Source organism: Exiguobacterium sp. s130 (assembly GCF_018619055.1).
Lineage (GTDB): Bacteria > Bacillota > Bacilli > Exiguobacteriales > Exiguobacteriaceae > Exiguobacterium_A.
This window is the reverse complement of sequence record NZ_JACSNI010000002.1, coordinates 149531-174742: the sequence shown is the minus strand read 5'-3', so window position 1 is coordinate 174742 and position 25212 is coordinate 149531. Positions and strand designations below refer to the sequence as shown.

Genomic DNA, 25212 nt, shown 5'->3' with positions numbered 1-25212 from the left:
TAGTTTCTTTATACCATTAAATGTGTGGCGTTATGTTTTCGAACAATAGGGAAATTGCGTAAATAAAGTGTCAACGGAACCCGATAAAAAAAGACTCCCTAGCTGGAGTCTTCTTACTTTTCAGCATCGATTTTTGAAGCCTTACGCGCAATGACGACAATAAAGACGATGGCACCGACAGGAATCACGAGCGGCATCCAGTCGAGGATATACTGTGCGTTCATCGTATCCCCCCTTACCTAGCAAGCTATAAGCGTAGCATATGCCAATTGCTTAGGAGTTGCAAGTTACAGTCGGGGTAGAAGCGCGTAGGCAACTGAATAATAGATCAAAACACTTGTTGAAAGCATATACCCGATGAATAAAAGGGGGGTAAATTTAGGTTTCATGCGCCGTTCGATCAAACGTAGCGATCCGATGGTGACAACAAGAGCGATAACCGGACTGAATCCGAACGCGACGATGTCGAGTGATGTCATGACATCTTCTGGTAACACGAGACGAAAGACAAAAAGTGAGAATAAGTACCAAGATGTATAGGATAAACAAACGAAGAACAGGAAAGCACCTAATTTCCGCATCCCGTTTGATCGGCTTTTTTCCATCTGTTGCATGTCGTTCCTCCTACATAAGTATCAGATACCTATAATAGTAACTGGAACTATTCGCTTAAAATATTCAAATATGAATATCCGACAAAAAACGACATTTTTTTATTCAATCATTAAAAAAGCAAGATCCATGGTCAAATGAACCTTGCTTTACCTCTTAAAGAGCAGGTGTTTCGACTTGGTACATCGTCGCAAGACCCGCTACTTTATTCTTGAATGCCTCTCGGCGTTCGACAGGTGCGATGATTTCTGCTTGGTTGCCGAACTGGATCAGCCACATCATGAAGCCGTCAGAAAAGAGCGCATCGACCTTAACCTCGAACCAGAGGTCATCGAGACGACGACAACGGATATCGGTCCCGAACCGGTCAACGACGGTCGGCATCAGACTCTCCTGGAATTTAAGCGTCAATTGCTCGTTCTCTCCTCCATACATGTTGAACATATTACTTAAGTAACTTGGCTCGACATAGACCGGTTCTTCCATCGGTTCGAATGCTTTACAATCAACGATTCGGTCGACCCGATACGTTCGAATCTCTTTGATCCGTTCGTCTCTTCCGATCAAATAGTAATTTCCGTTATCCATCAATAGGTGTGCTGGTGAAACGAGATAATGCTCGCCATCCTTGCGTAACTCGAACTTTCGCGTCCGTTCATTGAATTTCCCTTGGTACTGGAAGCTGATGACGAAACCTTCGCTGATTGCTTTCTGAATCGTATCGATTGAGCGGGATGTCATCCCTTTTGGTTTTTTGACAGTATGTAGGACCGGCTGAAGTGACTCCGCCATCTTATCACTCGTCAGGGATTGAAGCGTCTTGACGAGAGCTGTTGTCTCACTTTCCGAGATGAACTTCGCACTAGCGATGGCATCGACGAGCAATCGGAGCTGATGATGTTCAAAAGGACGACTGACGAGATGATACGGAATGGCAAGTCCATTCTTCGTCTCTTCCGCCACGACGTCGAAGCCTGATTTGGCAAGTGCTGCAATATCATCCTTTAACGATTTTCGGGATAGCTTCTCGATTAAGCCTCGTTTCGAAAGTTCCATGCTTAATTCCTCAAGCGTCAACGTATGATCTTCATCCGACTGACGTTCGAAGATTTCTCGTACAGCAAGTAAGCGGTCACGGTTTGTTAATTTTTCGTTTGACACTACGCATCCTCATTTCCTAAGTCACAATGGTTTGGTTATACTTTACAGTATACATGAAAAAGAGAATTAGATTAACAATAAAATGGTAAATATTAAGAGATAGGAGAATTTGGATGCATTGTATCGCAGAATGGAACGGTCAGCGCTTTGATTACCGGGATAGCGGAAGCGGTCCCGTCATTCTTTTAATTCATGGGACGCAGTCGGATTATCGGGAAATCTACCATGTCGAGAAATTGATTGCTGCAGGGTATCGTGTCATCGTACCATCGCGTCCGGGGTATGGGCGAACACCACTTCAACTCGCAGATAATCCAGAGGCGCTCGCGACATTTTACGCCGGGTGGCTCGCATCCCGTCAAATCGGAAACTATACCGTTTACGGCATTTCAGCCGGAGGACCGACGGCAATCGCCCTTGCCGGAATGGATACGGGCGTTCATGCCCTCGTCTTAGCGTGTGCGATGACGCATCGGATTTCACTTCCTTATCATCGCCTACTCATCCAACCGGTCTTGCAGCGTCCCTTGCAGTTCATTCAATGGGGGATTTGGGCGTATGTGAAGGATAAAATTCGGAAGTTTCCTGAAGAAGCGGCCGTTCGGATGGTCGAGATGACGAGTCTCTTACCACGCGAAACAATCCGTACTCACATCAGTGAGACGGATGCTTCGTTGTTATATGAGGTCGGTCTTCAAAATGGTCCAGGACGGGGTGTGTTGTTCGATATCACGCAAGACTTAGGACAAGAGCGACTCAAAGCCGTCACGTGTCCGGTTTTGATCGTCCATTCAAAGTCAGACCGTGCTGTTCCGTTCGAACACGCCGAACACGCTCGACGAAGCATTCCGCATGCACAGTTCATCGAATCGAAGAGCCCCGGTCATCTCATTTGGATTGGTCCATCCGCGCGTCGGGATGAACGCATGATTGAACGCTTCATCGCTTTCAATCAGATGACTTGAAGCCGAAGCCGCATCTTCAACTTCTCGTCGTCCTCCTCGATCGCAACCAGTCCCCGGTTCTTCAGTTCACCGATCGCACGACGTGTTCGATCTTGATTGAGGCGGGCACAGCGGGCGATCTCGGCGATCCCCATTCGGCACGATAATTGATTGGCCTTGATTTTTGATGAAGGCTTCGCGACGGAACGTTGTAAAAGTCGCCAAAAGACGTGTCGGGCATCTTCCGACAAGGCGTAGGCGTTCTTCTCGATCACCGGTGGCATATAGCGGACATCTTCTCGAATTCGGCGAATCAGATAAAGACTGAGCCATTCTTCGAGTTCCGCTAGAATGCGTGAGAATTCGAACCACCAGAGCTGCTCGAGTACCTCTTCTTCTTTCGTCGCCAGTTGCCAATTAGCAGGAATCTCATCAAACTCTTCCTCGAGCCAATCTTCGTAATCGAGAGCCGTCTCATATAAGACTTGTGACGGAACCTGTTCGAGCGACGTCCGATGTTTATAGATATCAAAGCTCATCCGCCGAAAATGTTCGACGGATGCAGCCACTTGGCTCAAATGAATCAATTGTTTCGTAATCAGCCGCGCCAGTCCATCCATTTCGAGGTGGATGGCATATAAGTGTTTTTCTAGCGCAATGAGCGTACTTCTCTCCATTCGACTGTTCCTCCCCCATTTGTTTTTTCGTCTTCTTGTCTTTTTCCGCAAAACCCTTATTCAAAACCAATTGTGAGCATATCGGTGTATTGACAGTGAAGTTTGGAATAGAATAAAACAATCGAATTCAAAAGGAGATGCACGATATGTATACGATTTATGGTAGCTCACGTAAAGGAAACAGTGAATGGCTCGGTGAACAAGCGTTGAAAGGCATCCCTCATGTGGCTGTCGATTTGGCGAACGTCTCGATTCAGCCGATTGAAGACCGCCGTCATCATGGTGGCTTTTTGCCGATCGGTGATGATTATCGCCGAATCGTCGAAGCGATGCTTAAACACGATGACATCCTGTTCATCACACCGATTTACTGGTACTCGATGTCGACGAAGATGAAATTATTCATCGACCGATTCAGCGAGTCACTTCGCGACGAAGAGCTCGACTTCAAAAGCCGAATGGCAGGGAAACGATTCCACTTGATTGCCGTCGGTGGAGACGATCCGCGCATCAAAGGACAGGCACTCGTCACGCAGTTCAAGCATATCGCGTCGTTCCTCGGTGCGACGCTTGAGACAACGATTCTTGCCGAAGGGAATGCACCGGGTGAGGTCGAACACGATCAAGAAGCAATTGTGGCCATCGAGGCGTTTCGCGAAAAAATGTCAGGTGCACGTGTTTAAGCACGGATCTTGAAGGGAATTATCTGAAGCAGAGCGCACGACTGTCTAGCGTACGACTCAATTCAGGAGGTGGTCAGCCATGTTCGCATCTAAAAAACGATCGAATCGCAAGTGGAAACAACTGACTTCACGCCAGCATATCCTTCATCTTGAACATTTGTATCAATCACGCGAAGAGACGATTGTTCGTGATCGCCTCTCCTTGCAACACATCATGGAACGTGCAGTCCGGACCGGACAGACGGTCCACGTCCGATTGAAACCACTGGATACGGTATCCGGTTCAATCCAAGCGATTTTTCATGACCGTGGAACGATTGAACTCGTCACATCGACAGGTATGCGCCGAATGGTGCGAGCGTCGGACGTCATCGATATCAAGTGGAAGGCAACCTAACAGCATTCAACCCCTTCTCGATGAGAGAAGGGGTTTTGATTTATATGAGTCCTTTGCCACCGAGCGGTTGATCTTCCAGTACACGTTCAACATGTTCAAGTAACGGACGCGCTTGCGTAATCAAGTGCTGTGTCACCGGTAAAGTTAAGGATGCTTGATGAGTAGCCGAATCCGTCCAAATTTCGCGAACATGCAAAACATCTGGCTCGTCAGAACGGCTGATGATGTAGTGCAGGCAGCCCGGATGCGTCGCAAGAGAAGCCGCAGCTTCAAGCAACAGGGCAATGACGTTGTCGCGTTGTCCGTTTTGAGTCGTAAATGTCGTCCATAATCCATACATCATGAGGTACCTGATAACGGTCGAACTTCCGCTCGCCAACCGTAAGATTCCCCTTCTGCGACTTGAGTCGTCGGATGAAGGAAAGCTAGTTCCATCGCATGATCTAAATCACGTGCTTCAAAGACGATCAAACTGCCGATTTGCTCCCCACTCGAGCGATCTGGTTCATCATTCGTCTGCACGACACCATCTCGCCAGTAAAATGCTTGTGTCGCTAGACCCGGGTGCCAGTCTGATAAAACGTTCACTTGTTTATTAAAGGTGTTCATCAACGCATCACAACGCGACATCAAGGCGTCAATCTCTTCCTTCGATAAAGCATCCATCTGGTCTGCATCGTAATAGCCAACATATAAGAATTGCATCATCTTTCCTCCTTTCATCCTTTCCATTCCCTTCCAAGAGAAGGTTAAACAAAAGCCTCCTTGTCTCTATACTGAGAAACAGGAGGCTTACGTATCATTCATCTTTTAATTTGACATTTTGATCGGCTGGTAATGTTGTTGTCGTTTCCTCATCTTCGAGTTTCGGGACGCCAGCACCATAATCGGTTGCTTCATCCGCCACATACGATGCCGCAAACGCTGGATTCAGTAAATCAGACTTCGAACCGACGATGACAATCCGACCGTGTCGGACTTCATCTTCTAGGTCCTCGGCGACATCCTTCGTCATACCAAGCTCGGACAACTGAGCGATCCGGTCTTTCCGGTTACTCCGGACGGCTGATAATAAGGTCTCGAAGAACGACTTCTTCGTCACGCGATACGGTAACGTCTGCGTATCGTTCGCGATGCGTTCCGCGAGTTCTTCGTCTTTCGCAAAGATATAGATCTGTTTATTCGAATAACCACTTGATTTAAGGCTCGTCACTTCTGCGTCGACAGCGGTCATGTTTCGTACGATGCGCGTTTCAAGCATAAAAATCCCTCTCCTTCATGCAGCAAGCTGCTGATAAGAAGTTATACCCGAAACATAATAGTTAAAACCTGAAATTGAAAAATGGATTAAGCAGCCGTCTGGATTGCTGCTGTGCGTCGTTTTTGCCAGATCGTAAACATCGCAATCAAAATCATCAGGACGACTTGCGGGATGAGTGTCTCGATCGTCGGATAGAAGCCGATCCAGCCGGCGGTTCCGAGTCCATTGATCGGATGGATCGGTAAGACGTTTGTCAGCTGCAACGCGTGCAGACTCGTACCAAGAATCTTGAATGCCATCAGATAAATTAACCAGGATGCGACTTGGAACAAACGATGGATCGGTAAACGAACACCGATCTGGATGACCGCATACGAGACGAGTCCGATGATGACGATTGCAAGACCAATCCCGGACAACAAGGCAGTCTTCGTCATCGCTGGTGCCATTCCGATGTAGAATAACAACGTCTCGGCACCTTCCCGGAAGATCGTCAAGAAACTGACGAAGAACAAGGACGTCGTTGAGAGCGTCGACAAAAAGTGTTTGCGTTTCGCGACGGCGCTTTTCGAGTGCAACCAGTAGCCGACGAACAGCATGACGACGACCGCGACGATTCCCGTATAGCCCTCGATTTGTTCGCGACCTGTTGCTGCGAATGAGGCTTGAAAGACTGTCTGCAGGATGAGGGCTAACAGACCACTTGCGATCAGACCAAGCCCGGCACCTGCCCAGACCTTACCTTCTTGTTTGGTTCGGCTTTTCCGTGCAAAGGCAACAAGTGCACTGACGATTAATAATGCTTCCAAACCTTCCCGGAGCATCACGAGCATCGCGTCGATGAACGTATAATGTGTCTTTGTTTGTAATTGTGCAATAGCATTCTCGAACGACTGGAGTTCTTGTGCCGTCTTTTGCCGAGTTTCCGGCGTCAGCCGAGCAAGTAGCAAGGGTACGTCTGATTCAAGCTGGGAATAGAGACCTTCATTTCGTGTCCGGACCTCGCCTTCGGCTCGCGGCCAGGTCTTCAGAAACGATTCGAGTGCCAGCTTCGCTTGCGGCAAATCACTTGCTGCAAGCGCGGTCTGCGCCTCTTCAAGCGGTGTCAGCAGTGACTGCAGTCCTGTTTTCTTCGCTTGGACTTGTTCTCCGTCGAGGAAGGACTGAACGGCCGTATCGAATTGATCAAGTGCCGTCTTCCACTCCTTCGTATCCGCAGGCTTTCGCGCCGCGGCGATCCGAATCGAGGCAAGCGCCATCTCGATGTTGCCATAGTGACCGACACTGTCATTTCGGACAAGACTCTCGTGCGTCGCCCATGCGGTCAACAATCGTTGCTCCGCTGCCGGACGGTCGCTCGCTTTGACCTGCCGCATCTCTTTCGTCAATGAAAGCAATTGTTTCACCTTTGCTTTCGCGACCGGATCTGTCTTCGGTTTAGTAGCTTCTTCTTGCTTCCGGACGGCAGCAGAGAGTGCTGTCAGTTGCTCGCGGACTTCCGGAAACGCTGCCGACCGTTTCGCATCGACCTGTTTGACAGCTTTCGTGATTGCCGCTTGTTGATCAGCTAAGTCTTGAGCAGCTTGTCCTAGTTCATCAATCGCTTGATTCAGTGCCGCGCGATCTTCACTTGCGACGGCAGACAAAGCTTGTCCGATTGCGACATAGAGATCATCCGTCGAAGTAGCTTGGACAGGCACCGCGTGTTGACCGGCTACAAGGAGTACAAGTAAAAGGACAAGATTACGCAAATAACGCATCACCGATGTAGCCTCCTTTCGAGATCCCACCGAAGCAGGCGAAGATGGCACTTCCACGGTGCGTGATGTATTCATTCAGTCGATCCTGTGCGGCAAGACGACGCTGAATCTCGATAAATTGTTTTGGCGAGCGCTGATACGATAAAAAGAGTAGTCCAGCGTCGAGGGCACCCGTTTTTTCATCGATGCCGTCCTGATACGAGTAGGAACGGCGTAAGATGGCTGTCTTCCCGTCTCCGTGCGCGACAGCCGTATGCGAGTCAACGGGTAAAGCAGCTTCGCCCCGTTCTTGCCGTTTCGATGGTGTAACGGAAGCGAATTCGTCTGTAGAGCCAAGTGGTGCCCCGGAAGCACGTTCGCGCCCGAAGGTCCGTTCTTGCTCTTTTAGGATCGTCCGGTCCCAGACTTCGAGATGCATCTGAATGCGACGGACAACGAGGAACGAGCCGTTCGTCAACCATGGCGTCCCGTCCTGCCACTGGCAAAAGAGTGCTTCTTTCCGGACCTGTTTATTCGAGACGTCAGGATTTCCCGTACCGTCCTTGAAGCCGAACAGATTGCGCGGTGTCCCGCCAGAGGCATCTGCTGCTTTACTGCGCTGGAAACCAGCTTGGGACCAACGCATCGCGACCGTTCCGCGCCCAACACGGACGAGGTTACGAATTGCATGGAAGACGACTTGCGCATCATCACCGCAAACTTGGACGACGAGGTCGCCTCCGCCCCATTTTTCATCTAAACGATCGAGATCGAACGTCGGCAACGGTTTAAGCGCCTCCGGTCGCTTATGACGGATGCCGAAGCGACCGTCAAACAGACTCGGACCGCACCCGAACGTAAACGTCAAGTGACCGGCCGATAATCCGTCGGCTTCCCCCGTATCTTCCGGTGGGACGTAACGGGAGTCGGAATCGCCATATGGTAACCCAGCCGCAAGTCGGGCACATAACCGTGTCCAGCGTTTTAATAAATCAACGAGTTCATCGCGTCGCTCCGTCTTGATATCAAAGGCGACAACTTGGACGTGATTTTGTGGTGGTGTCAGAATTCCCGCTTGATATGTCCCGTAGAACGGCTCTTGATCACTTGCTTCGACAGTTAATGTCCGCGGAAGAAACTTCTCAAGACCGCTGGCATATAGGGCGGCTCCGAGACTCGTCAAGCCTGCGACCTTCAGGACGTCACGCCGCGTGACGCCTTCTTGGATTGGTTTCATGCTTATCCCTCCAGTACGATGCCCATCTTCGAGAGCGGTTCCGCGAGTTCATTGATGGCGACACTCATCTGCTTGACGTCTTGTTTCGAGAGACTCGTATAGAGGACGTAGCCGTCACCCTTTTTCTTCGCGTCAAGTAATGCATGGACATCCTTGAAGCGAGCAGCGATCTCTTTTGATAACGTCGCATCTTGTTTCTTCAGCGCCGGGTTCAATAGTTCGTAGATCTTTTCAGCCCCTTCGACGTTTGCCGCGAAGTCATATAAATCGGTATGCGAATAACGGTCTTCTTCCCCTGTCACTTTTGACGTCGAGACCTCGTTTAACAAATCGGTCGCCCCCGTGACGAGTAACTCCGGTGTCACTTCGACCGTCTCGACCTTCGCCCGCAGTAAGTGGACGTCTTTCATCAATTGTTTCGCGTACGCTTCATAGCCTTTTGTCGTTCCCTTTTCAAACAACCCTTGTTCGATCCGGTGGTAGCCCCCCCACTCCGACGCTTTGACATCGCCTGCTCGCGCATCGATTTTCGGATCGAGATCACCGAACACTTCCGCGATCGGTTCCGCGCGTTCGTAATACATCCGCGTCGGTGCGTACAACGCTTTTGCTTCTTCCAGTTTGCCTGCTTGAACGGCATCGGTGAATTTTTCTGTCTCACGAACGAACGTATCGATTTCATTGATCGCATACGTCCGGTAATCGGTGACGACCTGATCGAAATTCGCCTTTTTCGGTGCTGGTTTTTCCGCTTGTTTTGCTTCACTGCAACCCGCTAAGACGACCGCGAGTGCGCCTGTCATCAACAATGCTTGTTTCATCTATCGTTCCCCCTGTAAATGGTTAAGTCAGTTCCTTTATCAGTATAGACGACAATGATAATCGTTATCAATAAATTTTTTGCACAATAAAAAAAGCTTGAACTGGTCATTCTTGACCAATCCAAGCGCTTTGTCAGGCATTTTCTTTTCGTTTTTTGAAATAGGTCCGTGAAATGATGAACGTCACGATTCCAAAGCCAATGAAGACGAACGCTTTTTGGAACAAGGTGAGGAAAGACAAGTCAAACAATAAAAGCTTGACGGCACTGATCGTCAGGAGCAACAATCCGGATAACCGCCACGTCGACGATGTCCGCATCCGACCGATCGCGACGAGCACGAGGGCGAGGACGATATAAGCAGCGGATAACGTCGTACTACGCGCTGTCTCTTCAAGACCGCGATAGAACGGTAACTCCATGATGATCAACGTGTAGGTCGTAAAAACACCGATCGCCGCTAAGAGAAGGACGAGTTGCCACGACCCTTTCCAGCCCGGATCACGATGTGTCTGAACGAGGAGTAAGACGAACGCTGTCGAAGCTAGGACCATCGCTAGAACGGTCAAGGCGTAGGACAAACCTAGGTTTTGGTAGGTTTCATAGTCAACGACAGCCGAGAAGATGAAGACGACATACAATCCGACGTTAAATAACCGTTGGTGTGGCATCCGCGCTCGTGGAACGAACCAGAATGCAGCGATTAATCCAGCAATCAAAAAGTAGCGCAGTTGATACGTCCAGCTGAGGGCATCTGCCGGAATCAAGAGGACGGCGACGAGTAAGGCGACGTGACCGACACCGTTTTGAGCGGAATCCTTCAATCGTTCAGCGAGCAGGTAGGCAGTGCCAGCGAACAGAATCGCGATCAGCGTACCGAAAGACCAGTCAAGGATCAGTAACGTCAGTAAGACGACACCCCCAGCGAGCCAACTTGGGACGTTCTTCTCAAACTGAATCCGTTTTCCGACGAAGGAAGTCGCACCGTAGCCGAAGAGCGCTGCAAGTAAGACCGACCATTCATCGAGTCGTGGTACCTGTTCATCAAGCCAGTAGAGCTCTAACGAGAGTAGACCGAACGCGAGTGCGATCGTAAAGATCACCCAAGCGAAGACGAACGCTTTTTTTGCCTTCAGTCGGTCAACGGCAAAGAAGATCGCTGCGAACAAGACGACCTCGTACAATAAGAAGAGCGGTAAGTTCGGATCGTCCGATAATTGCAGATACGGTAATAAGAAACCAGTGATGGACACAAGGACGAGCAAGGCTTGCGATCGCATCCAAAGCATCAGACCGTACGCGATGAAAACGACGACGAGCTCAAGTAAGAAAGCTAATGACGGTGGATAGAATTGATATAAGGCCATTCCGGCGAACAATGCCGCCAAAGCGACGATCGTACCTGTCGCGACGAGCCCGACCCCAAGTTCACGTCGCTTCTTCTCATACTGGTATTCTCCAAGGGCGATGACGAGTAAACCAATCAATACCCCACTTCCGATGCGGACAGGCGGACTGATCAGACCGGCAACCGAGGCGTAGGAGAAGAGGAACAAAGCCCCAAGTGCGGCGAATATTGCTCCAATTCGGGGTAACCAGACAGTTGCGATGACCTGTTCCCAGTCTTCGCGGGAGCGTTTTTCCTTAAATGTTGGTGGAGGAACAACCGGTTTTCGTTTCGTAAAGGCAGGGCGCGGAGCTGGGCGGGCGACTGTACTTACTTCTGGTTCGCTCGGTTCAGGTGCGACAGACGAAGTGTGCTGTCCTTCAAGGGCAGCCACGCGTTGGCGTAACGCCGCGACCTCCTGCTCGAGACGCGTGATCCGTGGATCTTCCATCTCTTCACTTCCTTTCATGGATACATTGTCATTCTTTTACACACCTAGCAGGTGAACTCCTTCATTTTACAGTAGTTTTCGTATCAATACGCCTGAAAATAAAAATCCGGTCGCGTGGAAGCGACCGGTTGAGCGTTTAACGAACAGATAACGCATATTGTCCTGTCTGATTGAAGACGGACGTGAACTGCGAACGACTGACACTATACTTGCCACGATATGGATCTGAAACGTAGAACGAACCGCTTGAGACGCCTGTCACGAGCATGACGTGATAGTTCCGGTAACCTGTGAATGTTTTGCCGTCCGGTTTAATCCATGAGAAGTAGCCATATGGATTCTTGAAATCGACCGTTGCCCAGACGATGACCGGGTTTCCGCTACGGATCTCACTCTCAATCTTTGAAACACCTTGTTTTGAGATATCAACGGACCCGCTGCGGTATTTTTTCGCGAGAGGTAGAATTCCTTTCGGATAGATTCCCCAGTTCTTGTAGTAGTCGAGCGTTCCAGCGGGATTACCTGTGAACATCTTTTGTGGATCTGCCCAGTAATACTTCCCGTTTTTATACGTCGCGTTCTTCATGCTTTTCGGCATTTGATTGTAGAGAGACGCAGCAGAGACGGCTTTTTTCTTGTACTCGAGTGCCATCTTCAACGAGACGAACTCACAACCGGATGGATACCCGAGTGAATATTGGTTGTAGTACGGGACGTTTAACTGCTTCGTCGACGTTGATGGCTTTGACTTTGATACGTATTGCGTCGAGATATAACGGTAACTCCCCTTATAGAGAATCCGTGTCCAGCTCCCTGACGTGCCATATGTCGCAACCGCAACGCCTTTGTTTAATTGATCCACGACCTTATACTTCGTACCAGCGCCCGTCCGGACGTTGAGCGTACCGACCGTCGTATACTTCGTTCCTGTCGACGTGTATTTCGACGTGGACGATTTGACGTAGTTCTTGTGTATGTAGCCGGTACGGGATTTGTAGCTGATTTTATACCAGCTGCCGGATGTTCCCTTTGAAGTGTAGACGTTCCCTTTGTAGACGTTACCGAGAATCTTACTCGATGTCGACGGTTTTTCGCGGACACGCAAGACCTCCGTCGTCACGGTCAACTTCGTCGCGGCCTCAGCGATCAACGAAGGGCTGAGTACCCCAACGATAACAGCCGCTACGAGCAATGCGGATAAGAATCGTTTCATGATAGACCCCCTATGTTTAGATTTGATGAGACATTCCCCTTTTCCCAACTTTTTGAAAAAATAATCAACATTTCTTTAGAAAAATCTGAAAAATAAGAGATGTACTCGTTCGTTATATCAAAAAAAACCGACCATGCCTATAGGCACAGTCGAGTTGTCATCAACCTGCAATCAAATTAAAATTTAATTTTGGATCGTCAAGATATAAGGAGACGGTTGCGCAAAAGCCTGTTCAAGCAGGTGGGCAACGAACAAGGTGTCCTCTTCTTTCACTGGAAGCGGTGCATCTTCGACGATACTGCGGTAAAAGGCACGATACATTTTACCGTAATCACCGACGGGACTCGGAATCCGGACGTCTTGTAAGTGACCATGTTCATCATGATAAATCAAACGACCGTAATCGTCTTCCGAATCCTCTCCAAAGCCCTCTTCTCCCGGGAAGTAGTTCGCTTTCAGGTCGAGCTCTTGCCGGTCGACGTGTTGTTTGATGAACGTGCCGTTCGTGCCGTGTAACATCCATCGGGGTGCCGGAGCAAGCGCGACGTGACTCGTCCGAACGCTGACTTTTAGCTCCGGATAATAGAGATCAATCGCAAACGCATCATCGGGATTGTGCGGCAGTCGAACACTACGCACATCAAAGGCGACCTTGTCCGGTTTTCCGAATAAGGCGATGATTTGGTCAAGCGTATGAACACCGAGTCCGTAGAGTGCGCCGTTCTCATGGCGCGCATCAGCTGACGCTGCTTCGGGACGAAACAAATCAAACTGCGAGACGACTTCGACAAGTCGTCCGAGTTTTCCGGAACGGATGATTTGGGCGACGACTTGGAAGTCGCTGTCGTAACGGCGGTTTTGATAAGCGAGAATTTTGACGCCTTGCGCATGTGCTTCCGCAAATAAACGCTTCGTCTCCTCTTCCGTCACGGTAAACGGCTTTTCGACGAGAACATGCTTTTGCTGTTGCAAGGCGAGCAACGCGTATTCGAAATGGGTAGCCGGTGGTGTATTGATGACGACGACATCAAGTGCCGGGTCAGCGAGCATCTCAGACACATCCGTCGTAAAACGTGCATCTGGCAGTCGATCCTGATAGGACGCGAATAACTCCGGTTTTTCCTTCCGATTGTAAATCCAGGTGACGTGATAGTTGTCCTCGATCATCACGTACGGTAAATGGTAACGGGTCGTACTTTTGCCAAAGCCGATGAAGCCGATATTCAATCGCATCCGATCACTCCTTGAACCGTTCTTTTTCTCTTACCATACCAAACGAAACGACCGTTGTCTTGATTGAACCGCTTCAGGCCGTCGCTTCGATGCGTTCATACTCGTAAATCGCGAACCCGTCCCGTGTTCCTTGATAGACGAAGCCGAATGACGTGTAATACGCATTGAGAAACTCGTTTGAAGCGACACAGTCGAGTCGTAGGATTTCCCCTTCGTCCTCTGTCACAGCAATCGCATGTTCCAGCAGTTTCCGACCGACTCCACGTCCTTTTGCGCGGTCACTGACGACGATTCGATGGATATACAGACCTTCTACATCATCCCACAAGGATTGATCCCATTCGAGCGAAGGAAGCAGGGCAACGGAACCAAGCAGCTCGTTCTGATCCTCAAAGACATACAGGCGACCGGCTTCTAAATCTCGCACGACGAGTTGCTCGATGTCTTGCTCAAGATAAGCTGACCACTGGCTACTGCCACCAGCTTTAAGGGAGAGCGCTTTTTGCTCAAGTAGGGTTGCGATGTTTCGAACGTCTTTTGATGTAGCTTGTCGTATCATGTTATTCCTCCTGTTACAAAAAAATTCTTCTCTATCCTAACGAATGCGAAGCGAGAAGAAAACCTTTTTGCTTCAAGATTTCATGTTTGCCCATTATTTTGTGATTTTTTTCATATTCCACAATTTTATTTCGATGTAACGTATTCTTTAGGAGTGATCTGACCCCCAGTCGTCACAACGGTAAACGACCTGCTTCCCACGAGCCGGTCGTTTTTTTGGCGTTCAGGATAATTCGACCCAGCGGCGCGACAAATTCCGTGCTTGTGCCCGGTACTCGTCATCTTCAACGATCGGATTGCTGAGTCGAGGAGCGGAATCCGCATAATAGCCGCCGTTTTCAAGTGGATCGTCGGTTGTTGCAAGATAGAGCGCCGTCTTCGCACCGTATTCCGGTGTATAAAGTTTTCCGGTCCAGTATCCGACTTGCGCAACTGGTTTGAGTAACGTCTTCATCACTTTGCCGTACTTGCCGCGATAGAACAAATCCGTATTGACGATCCCCGGGTGGACGCTGACGAACGTGATCCGGTCGCCGTGCTTTTCAGCTAGCTCACGCATATGAATCATTTGCAGGAGCTTCGATTCGCGGTAAGAACGCATCGGGCTGTAGTGTTCTTTTTTGACGTGCGCGATCGCCTCAAGTTCGACGTCGGTCCGGATCAAGCCGCCTTCACCGGCGAGAGAGGAAATCGAGATGACGCGCGGATCTTGTCCTTTCTCGAGTAAAGGCAACAATCGCTCGATCAAGTAGAAGTGACTCAAGTAATTGACTTGGAATTGCGATTCAAAGCCGTCCTTCGTGACATGATACGGCGGTACCATGACTCCAGCATTTAGGATCAAACGGTCGATTCGACCCATCATGTCGAACAGGCGATCCGCAAAACGACGGACGGAGTCCAGTTGATCCAGTTGCACAATCTCGATTTCCAGTTGTGTATGCGATACACCGTTTTCCCGCAACAGTTGAACGAGTGCCGTCACTTTTTTCTGAGACCGGACGGTCGCGATGACACGATCTCCCCGCTCCAGTAATTCTTGAATCGTGACCATTCCCATACCAGAATTGGCACCCGTGACGATACAGATGTTCATCCCTCTTCCTCCTTGATGTTCCATTTTGAACGCACTAGTCCTGCTTCTAGTTTTCCTTTTTCTATTCGTTTATACACCTTATTTCGGTATTATTTTTCGAAATTTTCAAAAAATAACGTATACTAAGAAGAGAGCATGTCATCAAGAAAGAGGTGGTGGGATGGAAGAAGGTACGATTTTGTTCATCGCAGGCACACTATTACTGACTGCAATCATCACGACGAAGTTCGCTGTCCGGTTAAATGTACCGACGTTGATCCTATTCGTCGTTGTAGGTATCATCGCAGGGTCCGACGTTTCAGGAATCATCAACTTCGGTGATTTCGAACAAGCCCGTCTCTATGGAACAATGGCGCTCGTCTTGATTCTATTTGACGGTGGCTTGCATACAAAATGGACGCATTTCCGAAAGATTCTCCCTGCTGCCCTGTCGCTCGCGACCATCGGAGTCCTCGCAACGACAGGAATCATCGCTTTCGTCGCACATTATCTGCTTGATTTTTCTTGGTCGGTCGCGTTATTGATCGGCGCACTCGTCGGCTCGACTGATGCGGCGGCTGTCTTTTCCCTGCTCAGTGGACGACCGGTCGATGCCAAAGTCAAACATACGCTTGAAGCGGAGTCCGGAACGAATGATCCGATGGCCGTCTTCCTGACGATCTTGTTCACATCGTTTGCATTAGCGCCGGAATCGTTCTCGATCGGTGCGGGTATTCTGTCCTTCATCTACGAGATGGGACTCGGGACACTAGTTGGTCTTGCGATCGGGTATCTCGTCACGCAACTGCTGAACCGGATCGAGTTGTCATCGTCCGCCCTTTATCCGACGCTTCTGTTCAGCGGTGCTCTCTTCTCGTATGGTCTCGCGACGATTTTGCACGCCAGTGGGTTTCTCGCCGTCTATTTGACCGGAATCTGGATCAACAATCATGACATGATTTACCGCGAGACGCTCAAACGATTCAGTGGCAGCTTGTCGCATTTAGCAGAGATCGGCATGTTCATCATGCTCGGACTGCTCGTCTTTCCAAAACAATTGCTTGATCCTCGGACCTTGTTCGTCTCGGCCGTCATCGTCCTGACGTTGATCCTGCTCGCTCGTCCACTTGCCGTCGTCTTATCGCTACTTCCGTTTCGGTACACGGTCAAAGAACAGAGTGTCATCACGGCAGCTGGTCTACGTGGAGCCGTTCCGATCATTCTCGCGACCTATCCGCTTTCGAGTGGTCTTTCTGATGCGCCGCTTCTTTTCAATATCGTCTTCTTCACCGTCATGACGTCTGCTCTTTTGCAAGGAACGGCCTTGCCGTGGATCGTCCGGCGAATGGGGCTAGAGACACAGCCCGACACGACGGTCGAACCGTTCCTGAAATTCATGACCGTCACCCATCCGCAAGCGGAGATCATCGAGGTCAGGGTCTCGACAAACAGTGTGATTGCCGGAAGAACGTTACAGGATATCGAGATGCCCCAGGATGTGCTCGTCGTTGCGATCATTCGTGAAGATGAAATCCTGACGCCTCGTGGTCAGACACGTGTCCTCGTAGACGATCAACTGTTGATTTTAACACCTAAACAAGCGGATCAGGACGTGCGACGGCTGATTGCGTCGCTCGGATTATAGATCAGAGGAACATAATAAAAGCCTGAATGAAGGAAATATCATACAGGCTAATTATTACTTAATAAATTCACTTTTTGATCTAAGAATTAGGTTGTCAAAAATAAATAACAACTATGGCATGAGAATCTTCCTTAACAAGAATGGAGGCCGTTTCGCTTTTTAAAATCAGTTCAAGCTACGAATTTGGCTGGGTCTTAAATTATTGAGAGCCCCATCACAAATCGATTTTCAAATATGAAATTTGAGTTATTTAAAAATCAATTGAGCAATTTCCGTTCCACTTTCAACTTCATCTGACTTTAACGGAATCATTTCAGAGATTTTTTCTTCAAAATTCGGGAAAACAAGGACTGAAATAATTTCTTTTCCCTTCTCCTCAATATAGGAAAGATCAAAAGTACCAATGTGGTCATTAACACTAACTATATCTCCAGCATTAATTTTGATATTAAATCCTTCACCTTTTAATTCAACTGTTTCAAGTCCTAAATGTAATAGCATTTCAAGGCCATCTTCCGTTACCATTCCAATTGCATGTTTAGTAGGGAACACTTGTGTAACCTTCCCGTTTACAGGAGAAAAAACTTCGCCGTTAGTTGGAATAAAGGCTAGCCCTTCGCCCATCATTTTCTGGGAAAAAACGGGATCTGGAACACTTCCTAATGGAATAACCTCGCCCTTTAAAGGGCTATGGATGAATATATTTTTTTCTTTTTTACTCTTCTTAAAAAACATCATTTCACACCTCAATGTCTATCTTTTACTATTTATATAATCTAAGTATCCAAATGCCAATGCTTCTACCACAATAAAAAAGGAAGAGGCAGATCGTACCCACCAATTTTTCGGATTAGGATTCATCGTACTGGAAGCATATAAATTAAAATCAGCATGTCCTGACAACCAATTACTTTTAAAATTGGTAAGGGAAAGCATTTTTGCACCCTTAACTGCAGGAATATCAGGTAACCCTTGTAAGTTTGGATTTTCACCGGATAGCGAAAACAAAATAATTAAATCTTTAGAAGTTAACTTTTCAATTATAAGCCTATATTCATTTGCGTGGGCCATTGCAGGAATAATTTGAACGGGTTTGCCAATAAGTAGGAATAGTCGTTGCAGTTCTGCAGCTTGATTTTTCTGGGCTATTCCTGTTGAAATGACATAAATATTTTCGCTAGTATCAATTGCTTTATAAATAGGTTCAAAATCCACACTATTTAAATAGTCTAACGTTTTATTGACATCATAAAGAACTTGTTCAAACAATTCATTTGGTTTAAGTTCCTCATTTGGGCTGGCATTTTCCCATTTTACAAAGTTTTTAAATTCACTATATCCACTAAAACCTAATTTTTGAGCAAATCTTAATACAGATGATTTGGATGCTAAACTATTTTTAGCTAACTGATTAATACCCATGTTCCCAATTTTATCTTTATTAGCAAGAACGTACTTAGCAATAGTAAAATCAGTATCACTCAAATACTCATAATTTTTATTAATTAACTCTTCAAGATTCACAAGGAGATCCTCCTAACTTAATTACCAGGCAACAGGGTATGAAAACACCTCATACCCGCTACTAGTTTAGCAAACCCTTTTTCCTTAAGAAAGTTCCGGCCAAAAATCCTTGTTTGCCTCGATAAGGTCATCTAAAATTGCTTTTGCAACACTCGCACTTGGTACTGTCTTTGACAATGTTAGCGCTTGCCAAAGTTTTTGATATGATTTTTCTAAATAAGCTTGAACGACTAACTTTTCTACTGATACTTGTTGTTCAATCAATCCCTTTTGGAATTGAGGAATCGTCCCAATAGATAGTGATTCCACACCTGCTTTACTTACTAAACATGGAATCTCAACCATTGCAGTTGGTTCAACGTTTGCAATCGCCCCATTATTAGGAACAATTAATAGCATTCTTTCATATGTGTTGTATGCAAGCGCTCCTGCCAATCGAACGATGAATTCCGCGTGTTCCCCGGCTTCAATACTTGTTCCTTCAGCGGTGCCAGCTTCGGCAATTCGTATACATTCGGCAAAGACATTCTTTTCACGATGATCCATCACTTCGTTTGCCCGTGTATGTTCTGGGTTTGAATGTTGTACTACATAGTCAGGGAATAAATAATATTTTAAATACGTATTTGGTAGTGTATCCGGGTCAACAGCGTATACGTCCTTAGCTTTAGTAAATGTATCCATCCAGCTGGATTCCGCTAGCAGTGGATTATTGATCCCATCATTTTTAGCCCCATAACCCCATTGTTTTACATGTTCTTTCAATCTTGGCATTAAGTCATTGCCTTCTTTATCATAAAGCTCAGTCCACCAACCAAAATGGTTTAGTCCATAATACCGTTCAATAATATCATTCTCAGATTCCAACCCTAAAATGTCAGCCATTGATTTTTTAATGGCAACTGGCATATCACAAATATTAATGATTTTCGAGTTAGGACGTAAGATACGTGTTGCCTCTGCAACAATCGAAGCTGGGTTAGAGTAGTTTAACATCCAAGCATTCGGTGAATACTTTTCCATATAATCAATTAATTCAATTACTCCTGGAATTGAACGCATACCATAGGCCATGCCGCCAGGTCCACATGTTTCTTGACCAACGGCCCCATATTTTAATGGAATTTTTTCATCTAGTTCACGCATTTTTAGACCACCGACACGAATATGTGCCATTACGAAATCAACATCTGTAAAAGCTTCCTCGGGATCTGTTGTTGCTATGAATTCAATTTTAGGAGCACGTTCCTTAATGATAATTTCACATGCTTTCGCAACGATATCTTGACGTTCTTTATTATTATCGTAAAATTTTAATTTCCGTAATGGAAATTTATCTTGATTTTCAATTAACATCATTACAATTCCAGCTGTATAAGTACTTCCCCCACCAGCAATTACTACAGAATTTTTTTTCATTTTTAGTCCCTCTTTCCTTATTGTTGTTATGTCTTAGTGTATAAATATTTCTTTAAGGTGAGTATACTGCGATTTTTCCTTCATCGTAATAGTTTGGAAAGATGATGGGAAAGGTTTCACTCATTGGGAGATTTCTTTAACCTTCTTACATCCTATTTTACTTTCGAACACTTTTAACCTTTTCTTCCATTTTATCTCGAACTTGACCAACTGATAGTCCAACTATTATTTGGATCGCTTGTTTATTTCGAACTAAGCCATGTGCTCCATGTTTTCTAAAAACTTGTTCACTTTCTAGTTTTTCAGGATCTTTTACTGAAACACGTAATCTCGTTGCACAGTTTGTAATATCTTGAATATTTGCAGCGCCATCTAAATCTGCTAAAAAGTATTCAGCTAATTGTTCAAAAGAACTGCTTCCACCTGTATTTCCTAATTTCTTCTCTTTGTAATCTGCTTTCGTAAATAACTTGCTTTAAGGTTTAACATTCTAAGCGAAAAAAGATAAAAGATATCACTAACTTTTATCTTCAATACTATTAATAGGGACATTTTTAAAATCATATTAAGCAACTAAGTGGATATACCCCATCTCAAATATACAGAAGACATTATCAAAGCCAATTCCTCTACATAAAAAAAGATCCTAGGATTCAGGGGTTAAATAAGGTTGAGTTTTAGAAAAAAGGAGTATATCATCGCTTAGAATTCTAAGATTATTTAGCCAATATGAAAGGCTATTAATTCCTTAGCATAGGAAAAAGTCGATTTATTTCATCCAGAAATTGACTTAGCGTATGTTTTCCGCGTTTTGTTGGGGGGACCCCTCAATAAGGAAAATAAAGGAGGAACCTTGATGTTAAACCGATTACTTGCCGTCATCTTGACCACCACGCTCGTTTGCACCGTCCTAGCATACATATCCTATACACCGCTCTGAGATCGGACATCGGATACGATGTATGAATCATTCGGTTCAACATTTTTGTTTTACGTCTTAGCGACCTTGCCAATCATCTTGCTGTCCGGCTTCTTACTCGACTTCCTTATCGGCATGATCATCAACCGGTCATCGACGACATTAGCGTATGTGCCGACAGTCCTCGGTTACGGAGTGTACGGTATCGTGATCGCGAGTCTCCTGATTCTCTTGACGACGAAGGACGCATTTGACCTACCGCTTTCTTTTACGATCGCTGCTCTGACAGCAATGATCTATTACAGTCTGTCCGTCGTCTTTAATCGATTGTCACAGCATGCGCACTAAAAAAACGAACAGACACGTCTGCTTACTCGCGGACGTGCCTGTTCGTGTTATTCTGCTTCCGTTCGTTCAATCGTGATGACACCCGGTGGACGATGTGGGAAGGTCAACGTCAGACCGGCAAAGCGACAAATATCATCTTCGTTCGGTGCCCGGTGCACCCACTCGATCGTCTCTTGCCTTGCTAGCGCGTGGCGGATCCGGTTATCGGCTTGTGTACGCGAGATGCCGCGGCAATCAACGTTCGTGATATACGTTGCTTCGTCCGACTCGATCTGTTGCCAAATCCCGAGGATCAGTTGACCAATCGGACTGACGGATTGACCATCCGGTTCTTCACTGCTGACGGCAGCATCGAGCATTTCGATGACAGCGTCACAAGTCTCACCGGAAGCAAGCAATCGCGTCGATCCTTGTTGTAGAATCCGGTAACGCGTCACGCCGTTCTCGAGCCACAAGCGTTGTGCGAATGGATTGACCGGAACACCGTGGAAAAATGTCTGCGTCCCGCGCCAAGCAAAACCAAATGATGGGTCGTACGCCCGAATCGTAGCCATGGCACGATCATGGAACTTAGCGATCGTCTGTCGTTCCGTTTCCAGTAAGTTTCGGATCGCCTCTTCATCCTCTAACGGTACCGACTTTGGTGTCACAGTAAATAATTCCGATTCCGGTAAGCGGTGTGGGGACAAAATCGTTCCGTCGAAACGATAATCGTTCGCCGGACGTCCAGTACGCCCGACGGATAAGCGCCACGTCCGTTCTTCCGGCATGAAGGCATAACTTTGATGGGCAAAAGGTGGTGCGACGAACAGTCCCGGAAACGGATCGAATGTGTCGACTCGCAGGACGTCACCGTCATACCAGCACTCTTCGATCAGACGGACGAGCCGTCCGACGGGTGCATTACGGTCCGTCAGGTAACGACCGGTATTAGCATGGAAACCGAGCAGAAATTCCCGCTCTTCTTCTTGGAACGTCACCATCAAGAGTTGGAACAACGAGGCAATCTGCTGCTCGACGAGTTGCGGATCCTCCCCCGTCTCTGCCTCAAACGCGACCATCTTCCAGCCGGACCGTTCATAGAGATGAATCGTCACCGGGAAGAACAGGAAGGCACCATGTGTCGCTTCGAGTTTGACCATGTCTTGCATCGCTAGGCGTTCCGTCAGTAAGGAAAAGCCCATTCGTTCGAAATGATCTTGCAGCCGTCGTTTCCAATGTGTGAATTCCACGCAACCATCCCCTCTCGCAAATTACGCGCCGCGTTTTCGTAACGGATTCTTCGACCAGTAGATATAAAGACCGACCAGCCCTGCAATGCCTATGATATAAGACTGCAATCCACTGACCTGAATCAAGACGTCCGGTGCCGGGAAGATCGTCACGAGCAGTGCCTTATAGGTTGAAAATAGAATGAAACTGATGACGAATTGAATCCAGACCCGCGACTTGACTTGTTTAAGCTTCGGTGCCGTGATGACTTGAGGCATCGCATCGATCAAGAACAAGGCGATGATTGAGAAGAATAAGTAATCAATCAAGGCAAACTGGAATAATCCGTCGATTCCTTCGATGAAGATGAACATCAAAATCGACGAGACGTAGTTCCGCGTCCAGCGTTTCTGCGTTTCCATCCGGTGCCGCTGCGGTAACTCGGCAATCATCTGGTCGAGACGTGCCTCAACGGAAAGACCATGAATCTCTTCGAATGGTCGTTGTTTCCGCTGGGCTTCGTAGATGTCTGCCCGTAAGCGGTCTTCGATTTCCGTCCGGTCCGGTTCTGCGACGTTCAAATTCAATCGCGGTAAAACGGTTTCTAATAGACGTGTGTTGGCTTTCGTTAATTTCAATCGATTTCCCCCTTTTTCATGTTTAAGTATACTGGGTTTTTGGGAAAAATACGTAGTGGAAATAAAAGATTGCTTGACGAAACGATGAAGAATGTTCAGAATTATTAAAATATAACGTCAGAAACAGACAGAAAGGACGTGTTGGACCATGCGCCAAACATTGACGAGCGCCGCCTTGATCACTTTGCTGACGAGTGCGGGCATCGCCTTCCCATTGGCTGAAGTGAAAACACCGGTCGACCAAGAACCGGTTGAACTCGATCAGCAACAGCAGCAACCAACTGAAACAGAATGACGACACCCCGCGCTCCAAAAGGAATGCGGGGTGTTTTATGTATCGCTTGGTTGGGTGACTGATTCTTCGATCGTGACGGACCACGCAACGACGGTCGTACTGTCGCGCACGCCCAACGCTTCAATCGTCGAGAGCAGTTCTTCGACACCCCCTGACTGTAAGTCTTTATCGATTTGCATTGCTTCGACATACGGTGTTCCCGGGCACTCGAGCAAACCATCCGTCGTCACGAACAATCGGTTGTCCCCTTGCCGCAACTCGCGGACGCCTCGTGTGTAACTCGGGACCGGTAACGCAAAGGCGTTCGCGCGTCCAATCCATTCATAGAACTGCCGCTCATTCAAAGCAGCTTGTCCCATCTTCATCAAATCCGGGTGAAACAGATACAAGACGACGTCACCAACGGAGAACCACCAGATGAAGCGCCCTTTGCGAACGGCAATCAGACAGGCGGTCTCCCCTTGTAACGTTGCGCATGCCGCTATGAAGTCAGGATCTTGAAAGAGATCCAGCACGGTCGTCTCCATTCGACCAAACGCTTCAGTGAGTGGGGCATCTAGATCATCTCGAATACGCGACTCATATTGCGCTAGGTGCTGTAAGACAAGTGCCGCACTATCTGCTGTCTTATGAGCGTCTAAGACGACGGCCATCTCCCAATCGTTGCCGAATAAGATAGCAGCTCCGTCTTCATTTTTATATTGACCGCTTCTCGAGCAGCCACCGAATCGTCCGAGCATCATCCGACCAAACCGGTCGATTTGTTGCGTATCGACGAACGGTTCGTCGGAGCCGACCCAGTAGTAGGATGATTGTCTCGTCTGCATGCTTCCGTCTTCCCTTCTTTACATATCCCGCAAGTAAGGTTGCAGGAACAAACGCAATCGTTTTTCATAGTTGTCCGGATCAATCGTATATGTCTCGTCATGTCCGGCATCACGAACCGGATACAATTGTTTTAATCCGGTTTTTGCTTGATACAGCTCGTACATCATCCGAACCGGGACGAGGTCGTCCTTCAGTCCATGGATGAACAGCGTCGGAACCCGGATTTTCGTCGCTTGGCGCGTCACCGAGACGTCGCCGAAGAAGAAGTCCTGTTCCCCTTTGTTCCACATGCTTGCGACCGTCAACGACGGCAGCGCTGGGTAATGGATCTGATCGTCCGCAAGGAAACTGAACCAGTCGTCGAGTCGGGCGTAAGCTCCTTCGGCAACGATCGCTCGGACTTGCATCGGTATGGTCTCACCAGCAGCAAGTAAAACGGTAGCAGCGCCGACACCGAGTCCGTGATAGACAATTCTATCGTCTCCGTTTTCAGCCACTAAGCGCTTTGTCCATTCCAAGACATCCAGTCGATCGAGCCAGCCGTAGTTCCGAACGCCGCCACTGCGATCCTGCCCACGCCGTTCGATGAGTAAGACGTTAAAGTCAGCCTCATGATAATAACGAGCTAATGCGTAAGCACCGGTCTGTGAAAACATCATCTCATCCGGGACGAGGAGGACTGTCTGTTTGCTACCGTCAACCGGTAGATAACGACCGAAGCGGACGAGCCCGTCCTTCGACCATTGCTGTGTCTCGCTCGTTTGTTTGAACCATGTCTCGTCTTTCGTCACCTGTCCGTCCGTTCTCGTCGTCTTCAGAATCGGAGAAGCGTCCGACTGACCGATCAATGTTTCTTGCATCCGGTATCCATCATAGACGATGAACAGTAGCAGACACGTGACGAGCAACACGATGCCGATTCCCCATTTGCGCATG

27 protein-coding genes and 1 pseudogene are annotated in these 25212 nt (G+C 47.7%); 6 read left to right on the top strand and 22 right to left on the bottom strand.

From position 1 onward, the window contains the following. Nucleotides 1–287: 287 nt before the first annotated feature. Nucleotides 288–614 (bottom strand): hypothetical protein, encoded by a 327-nt coding sequence (locus HZS85_RS04725; protein WP_214853793.1) that lies wholly within the window; start codon nucleotides 612–614, stop codon nucleotides 288–290. Between the two features lie 154 nt (nucleotides 615–768). Continuing rightward, nucleotides 769–1773 (bottom strand): helix-turn-helix transcriptional regulator, encoded by a 1005-nt coding sequence (locus HZS85_RS16950; protein WP_214853790.1) that lies wholly within the window; start codon nucleotides 1771–1773, stop codon nucleotides 769–771. 113 nt (nucleotides 1774–1886) lie between these two features. Here HZS85_RS16950 and HZS85_RS04715 point away from each other — a divergent pair, with 113 nt between their 5' ends. Continuing rightward, nucleotides 1887–2738 (top strand): alpha/beta fold hydrolase, encoded by an 852-nt coding sequence (locus HZS85_RS04715; RefSeq protein WP_214853787.1) that lies wholly within the window; start codon nucleotides 1887–1889, stop codon nucleotides 2736–2738. Here HZS85_RS04715 and HZS85_RS04710 read toward each other — a convergent pair. Next, the gene (locus tag HZS85_RS04710; RefSeq protein WP_214853785.1) at nucleotides 2726–3394 is read right to left on the bottom strand and encodes a hypothetical protein; all 669 of its coding nucleotides are present in this window, start codon (nucleotides 3392–3394) and stop codon (nucleotides 2726–2728) included. The genes HZS85_RS04715 and HZS85_RS04710 overlap by 13 nt on opposite strands. Nucleotides 3395–3540: 146 nt before the next feature. Here HZS85_RS04710 and HZS85_RS04705 point away from each other — a divergent pair, with 146 nt between their 5' ends. Next, complete coding sequence (locus HZS85_RS04705; protein ID WP_214853782.1) at nucleotides 3541–4077, top strand: flavodoxin family protein; 537 nt, start codon at nucleotides 3541–3543, stop codon at nucleotides 4075–4077. A gap of 79 nt (nucleotides 4078–4156) precedes the next feature. After that, a complete protein-coding gene (locus HZS85_RS04700) occupies nucleotides 4157–4474 on the top strand; it encodes a hypothetical protein (RefSeq protein WP_214853779.1) in 318 nt (105 codons plus the stop codon). Between the two features lie 40 nt (nucleotides 4475–4514). Here the strand turns inward: HZS85_RS04700 and HZS85_RS04695 are convergent, their stop codons facing one another. The 11 genes from HZS85_RS04695 to HZS85_RS04645 all read right to left on the bottom strand — a co-directional run bounded on the left by HZS85_RS04695 (nucleotide 4515) and on the right by HZS85_RS04645 (nucleotide 15469). After that, on the bottom strand, nucleotides 4515–4817 hold the full coding sequence (locus HZS85_RS04695) for a putative quinol monooxygenase (RefSeq protein ID WP_214853777.1): 303 nt from the start codon (nucleotides 4815–4817) through the stop codon (nucleotides 4515–4517). Beyond that, nucleotides 4814–5179 carry a YciI family protein gene (locus HZS85_RS04690; RefSeq protein ID WP_035407990.1) on the bottom strand — a complete coding sequence of 122 codons (366 nt, stop codon included), beginning with the start codon at nucleotides 5177–5179 and terminating at the stop codon, nucleotides 4814–4816. The genes HZS85_RS04695 and HZS85_RS04690 overlap by 4 nt, the downstream gene beginning before the upstream one ends. Before the next feature lie 94 nt (nucleotides 5180–5273). After that, complete coding sequence (locus HZS85_RS04685) at nucleotides 5274–5735, bottom strand: YflT domain-containing protein (protein ID WP_035407992.1); 462 nt, start codon at nucleotides 5733–5735, stop codon at nucleotides 5274–5276. 86 nt (nucleotides 5736–5821) lie between these two features. After that, nucleotides 5822–7495, bottom strand: coding sequence for an FTR1 family iron permease (locus HZS85_RS04680; protein ID WP_214854704.1), 1674 nt, complete (start codon nucleotides 7493–7495; stop codon nucleotides 5822–5824). Further along, nucleotides 7479–8711, bottom strand: coding sequence for an iron uptake transporter deferrochelatase/peroxidase subunit (efeB, locus tag HZS85_RS04675; protein WP_251137841.1), 1233 nt, complete (start codon nucleotides 8709–8711; stop codon nucleotides 7479–7481). The genes HZS85_RS04680 and efeB overlap by 17 nt, the downstream gene beginning before the upstream one ends. A 2-nt stretch (nucleotides 8712–8713) precedes the next feature. Continuing rightward, a complete protein-coding gene (gene efeO / locus HZS85_RS04670; protein WP_214853776.1) occupies nucleotides 8714–9532 on the bottom strand; it encodes an iron uptake system protein EfeO in 819 nt (272 codons plus the stop codon). A gap of 133 nt (nucleotides 9533–9665) precedes the next feature. Further along, a complete protein-coding gene (locus HZS85_RS04665) occupies nucleotides 9666–11369 on the bottom strand; it encodes a DUF2339 domain-containing protein (protein ID WP_214853774.1) in 1704 nt (567 codons plus the stop codon). A gap of 136 nt (nucleotides 11370–11505) precedes the next feature. Next, entirely contained in the window at nucleotides 11506–12582 is a 1077-nt protein-coding gene (locus tag HZS85_RS04660) for a C39 family peptidase (RefSeq protein ID WP_214853772.1), read from the bottom strand. A 183-nt stretch (nucleotides 12583–12765) separates the two neighbouring features. Further along, nucleotides 12766–13815 carry an oxidoreductase gene (locus HZS85_RS04655; RefSeq protein WP_214853770.1) on the bottom strand — a complete coding sequence of 350 codons (1050 nt, stop codon included), beginning with the start codon at nucleotides 13813–13815 and terminating at the stop codon, nucleotides 12766–12768. 73 nt (nucleotides 13816–13888) lie between these two features. Next, nucleotides 13889–14374 carry a GNAT family N-acetyltransferase gene (locus HZS85_RS04650; RefSeq protein ID WP_214853766.1) on the bottom strand — a complete coding sequence of 162 codons (486 nt, stop codon included), beginning with the start codon at nucleotides 14372–14374 and terminating at the stop codon, nucleotides 13889–13891. 222 nt (nucleotides 14375–14596) lie between these two features. Continuing rightward, on the bottom strand, nucleotides 14597–15469 hold the full coding sequence (locus HZS85_RS04645) for an SDR family NAD(P)-dependent oxidoreductase (protein WP_214853763.1): 873 nt from the start codon (nucleotides 15467–15469) through the stop codon (nucleotides 14597–14599). A 160-nt stretch (nucleotides 15470–15629) separates the two neighbouring features. On the opposite strand from HZS85_RS04645, the gene HZS85_RS04640 reads away from it, so the two are divergent. Next, a complete protein-coding gene (locus HZS85_RS04640) occupies nucleotides 15630–17093 on the top strand; it encodes a potassium/proton antiporter (protein WP_214853760.1) in 1464 nt (487 codons plus the stop codon). 246 nt (nucleotides 17094–17339) lie between these two features. Here HZS85_RS04640 and HZS85_RS04635 read toward each other — a convergent pair whose 3' ends face one another. The 4 genes and pseudogenes from HZS85_RS04635 to HZS85_RS04620 all read right to left on the bottom strand — a co-directional run. Next, nucleotides 17340–17831, bottom strand: a complete 492-nt coding sequence (locus HZS85_RS04635) for a PTS sugar transporter subunit IIA (protein ID WP_061810986.1) — start codon at nucleotides 17829–17831, stop codon at nucleotides 17340–17342. Nucleotides 17832–17846: 15 nt separating this feature from the next. After that, entirely contained in the window at nucleotides 17847–18617 is a 771-nt protein-coding gene (locus HZS85_RS04630; protein WP_214853757.1) for a MurR/RpiR family transcriptional regulator, read from the bottom strand. An 84-nt stretch (nucleotides 18618–18701) separates the two neighbouring features. Continuing rightward, on the bottom strand, nucleotides 18702–20036 hold the full coding sequence (locus HZS85_RS04625) for a 6-phospho-alpha-glucosidase (protein ID WP_214853755.1): 1335 nt from the start codon (nucleotides 20034–20036) through the stop codon (nucleotides 18702–18704). 157 nt (nucleotides 20037–20193) lie between these two features. Further along, a pseudogene (locus HZS85_RS04620) lies at nucleotides 20194–20466 on the bottom strand (glucose PTS transporter subunit EIIB); the annotation flags it as partial. Between the two features lie 528 nt (nucleotides 20467–20994). On the opposite strand from HZS85_RS04620, the gene HZS85_RS04615 reads away from it, so the two are divergent. Then, nucleotides 20995–21303 (top strand): hypothetical protein, encoded by a 309-nt coding sequence (locus HZS85_RS04615; protein ID WP_214853753.1) that lies wholly within the window; start codon nucleotides 20995–20997, stop codon nucleotides 21301–21303. Between the two features lie 47 nt (nucleotides 21304–21350). Here the strand turns inward: HZS85_RS04615 and HZS85_RS04610 are convergent, their stop codons facing one another. Together HZS85_RS04610 and HZS85_RS04605 are read right to left on the bottom strand one after the other, a co-directional pair. Further along, a complete protein-coding gene (locus HZS85_RS04610; RefSeq protein WP_035408013.1) occupies nucleotides 21351–22535 on the bottom strand; it encodes a hypothetical protein in 1185 nt (394 codons plus the stop codon). Between the two features lie 21 nt (nucleotides 22536–22556). Beyond that, entirely contained in the window at nucleotides 22557–23153 is a 597-nt protein-coding gene (locus HZS85_RS04605; protein ID WP_214853751.1) for a hypothetical protein, read from the bottom strand. Between the two features lie 148 nt (nucleotides 23154–23301). Here HZS85_RS04605 and HZS85_RS04600 point away from each other — a divergent pair, with 148 nt between their 5' ends. Then, the gene (locus HZS85_RS04600) at nucleotides 23302–23448 is read left to right on the top strand and encodes a hypothetical protein (RefSeq protein WP_214853749.1); all 147 of its coding nucleotides are present in this window, start codon (nucleotides 23302–23304) and stop codon (nucleotides 23446–23448) included. A gap of 35 nt (nucleotides 23449–23483) precedes the next feature. Here HZS85_RS04600 and HZS85_RS04595 read toward each other — a convergent pair whose 3' ends face one another. Further along, entirely contained in the window at nucleotides 23484–24275 is a 792-nt protein-coding gene (locus tag HZS85_RS04595) for a PP2C family serine/threonine-protein phosphatase (RefSeq protein WP_214853746.1), read from the bottom strand. An 18-nt stretch (nucleotides 24276–24293) separates the two neighbouring features. Next, nucleotides 24294–25211 (bottom strand): alpha/beta hydrolase, encoded by a 918-nt coding sequence (locus HZS85_RS04590; protein WP_214853742.1) that lies wholly within the window; start codon nucleotides 25209–25211, stop codon nucleotides 24294–24296. Nucleotide 25212: the final 1 nt, after the last annotated feature.

What these genes read in the sequence shown, in the direction of transcription:
- HZS85_RS04725 (WP_214853793.1), bottom strand. Translation starts at nt 614, where the DNA reads ATGCAACAGATGGAAAAAAGCCGATCAAACGGGATGCGGAAATTAGGT.
- HZS85_RS04715 (WP_214853787.1), top strand. Translation starts at nt 1,887, where the DNA reads ATGCATTGTATCGCAGAATGGAACGGTCAGCGCTTTGATTACCGGGAT.
- HZS85_RS04710 (WP_214853785.1), bottom strand. Translation starts at nt 3,394, where the DNA reads ATGGAGAGAAGTACGCTCATTGCGCTAGAAAAACACTTATATGCCATC.
- HZS85_RS04705 (WP_214853782.1), top strand. Translation starts at nt 3,541, where the DNA reads ATGTATACGATTTATGGTAGCTCACGTAAAGGAAACAGTGAATGGCTC.
- HZS85_RS04700 (WP_214853779.1), top strand. Translation starts at nt 4,157, where the DNA reads ATGTTCGCATCTAAAAAACGATCGAATCGCAAGTGGAAACAACTGACT.
- HZS85_RS04695 (WP_214853777.1), bottom strand. Translation starts at nt 4,817, where the DNA reads ATGATGTATGGATTATGGACGACATTTACGACTCAAAACGGACAACGC.
- HZS85_RS04690 (WP_035407990.1), bottom strand. Translation starts at nt 5,179, where the DNA reads ATGCAATTCTTATATGTTGGCTATTACGATGCAGACCAGATGGATGCT.
- HZS85_RS04685 (WP_035407992.1), bottom strand. Translation starts at nt 5,735, where the DNA reads ATGCTTGAAACGCGCATCGTACGAAACATGACCGCTGTCGACGCAGAA.
- HZS85_RS04680 (WP_214854704.1), bottom strand. Translation starts at nt 7,495, where the DNA reads ATGCGTTATTTGCGTAATCTTGTCCTTTTACTTGTACTCCTTGTAGCC.
- efeB (WP_251137841.1), bottom strand. Translation starts at nt 8,711, where the DNA reads ATGAAACCAATCCAAGAAGGCGTCACGCGGCGTGACGTCCTGAAGGTC.
- efeO (WP_214853776.1), bottom strand. Translation starts at nt 9,532, where the DNA reads ATGAAACAAGCATTGTTGATGACAGGCGCACTCGCGGTCGTCTTAGCG.
- HZS85_RS04665 (WP_214853774.1), bottom strand. Translation starts at nt 11,369, where the DNA reads ATGGAAGATCCACGGATCACGCGTCTCGAGCAGGAGGTCGCGGCGTTA.
- HZS85_RS04660 (WP_214853772.1), bottom strand. Translation starts at nt 12,582, where the DNA reads ATGAAACGATTCTTATCCGCATTGCTCGTAGCGGCTGTTATCGTTGGG.
- HZS85_RS04655 (WP_214853770.1), bottom strand. Translation starts at nt 13,815, where the DNA reads ATGCGATTGAATATCGGCTTCATCGGCTTTGGCAAAAGTACGACCCGT.
- HZS85_RS04650 (WP_214853766.1), bottom strand. Translation starts at nt 14,374, where the DNA reads ATGATACGACAAGCTACATCAAAAGACGTTCGAAACATCGCAACCCTA.
- HZS85_RS04645 (WP_214853763.1), bottom strand. Translation starts at nt 15,469, where the DNA reads ATGAACATCTGTATCGTCACGGGTGCCAATTCTGGTATGGGAATGGTC.
- HZS85_RS04640 (WP_214853760.1), top strand. Translation starts at nt 15,630, where the DNA reads ATGGAAGAAGGTACGATTTTGTTCATCGCAGGCACACTATTACTGACT.
- HZS85_RS04635 (WP_061810986.1), bottom strand. Translation starts at nt 17,831, where the DNA reads ATGATGTTTTTTAAGAAGAGTAAAAAAGAAAAAAATATATTCATCCAT.
- HZS85_RS04625 (WP_214853755.1), bottom strand. Translation starts at nt 20,036, where the DNA reads ATGAAAAAAAATTCTGTAGTAATTGCTGGTGGGGGAAGTACTTATACA.
- HZS85_RS04615 (WP_214853753.1), top strand. Translation starts at nt 20,995, where the DNA reads ATGTATGAATCATTCGGTTCAACATTTTTGTTTTACGTCTTAGCGACC.
- HZS85_RS04600 (WP_214853749.1), top strand. Translation starts at nt 23,302, where the DNA reads ATGCGCCAAACATTGACGAGCGCCGCCTTGATCACTTTGCTGACGAGT.
- HZS85_RS04595 (WP_214853746.1), bottom strand. Translation starts at nt 24,275, where the DNA reads ATGCAGACGAGACAATCATCCTACTACTGGGTCGGCTCCGACGAACCG.
- HZS85_RS04590 (WP_214853742.1), bottom strand. Translation starts at nt 25,211, where the DNA reads ATGCGCAAATGGGGAATCGGCATCGTGTTGCTCGTCACGTGTCTGCTA.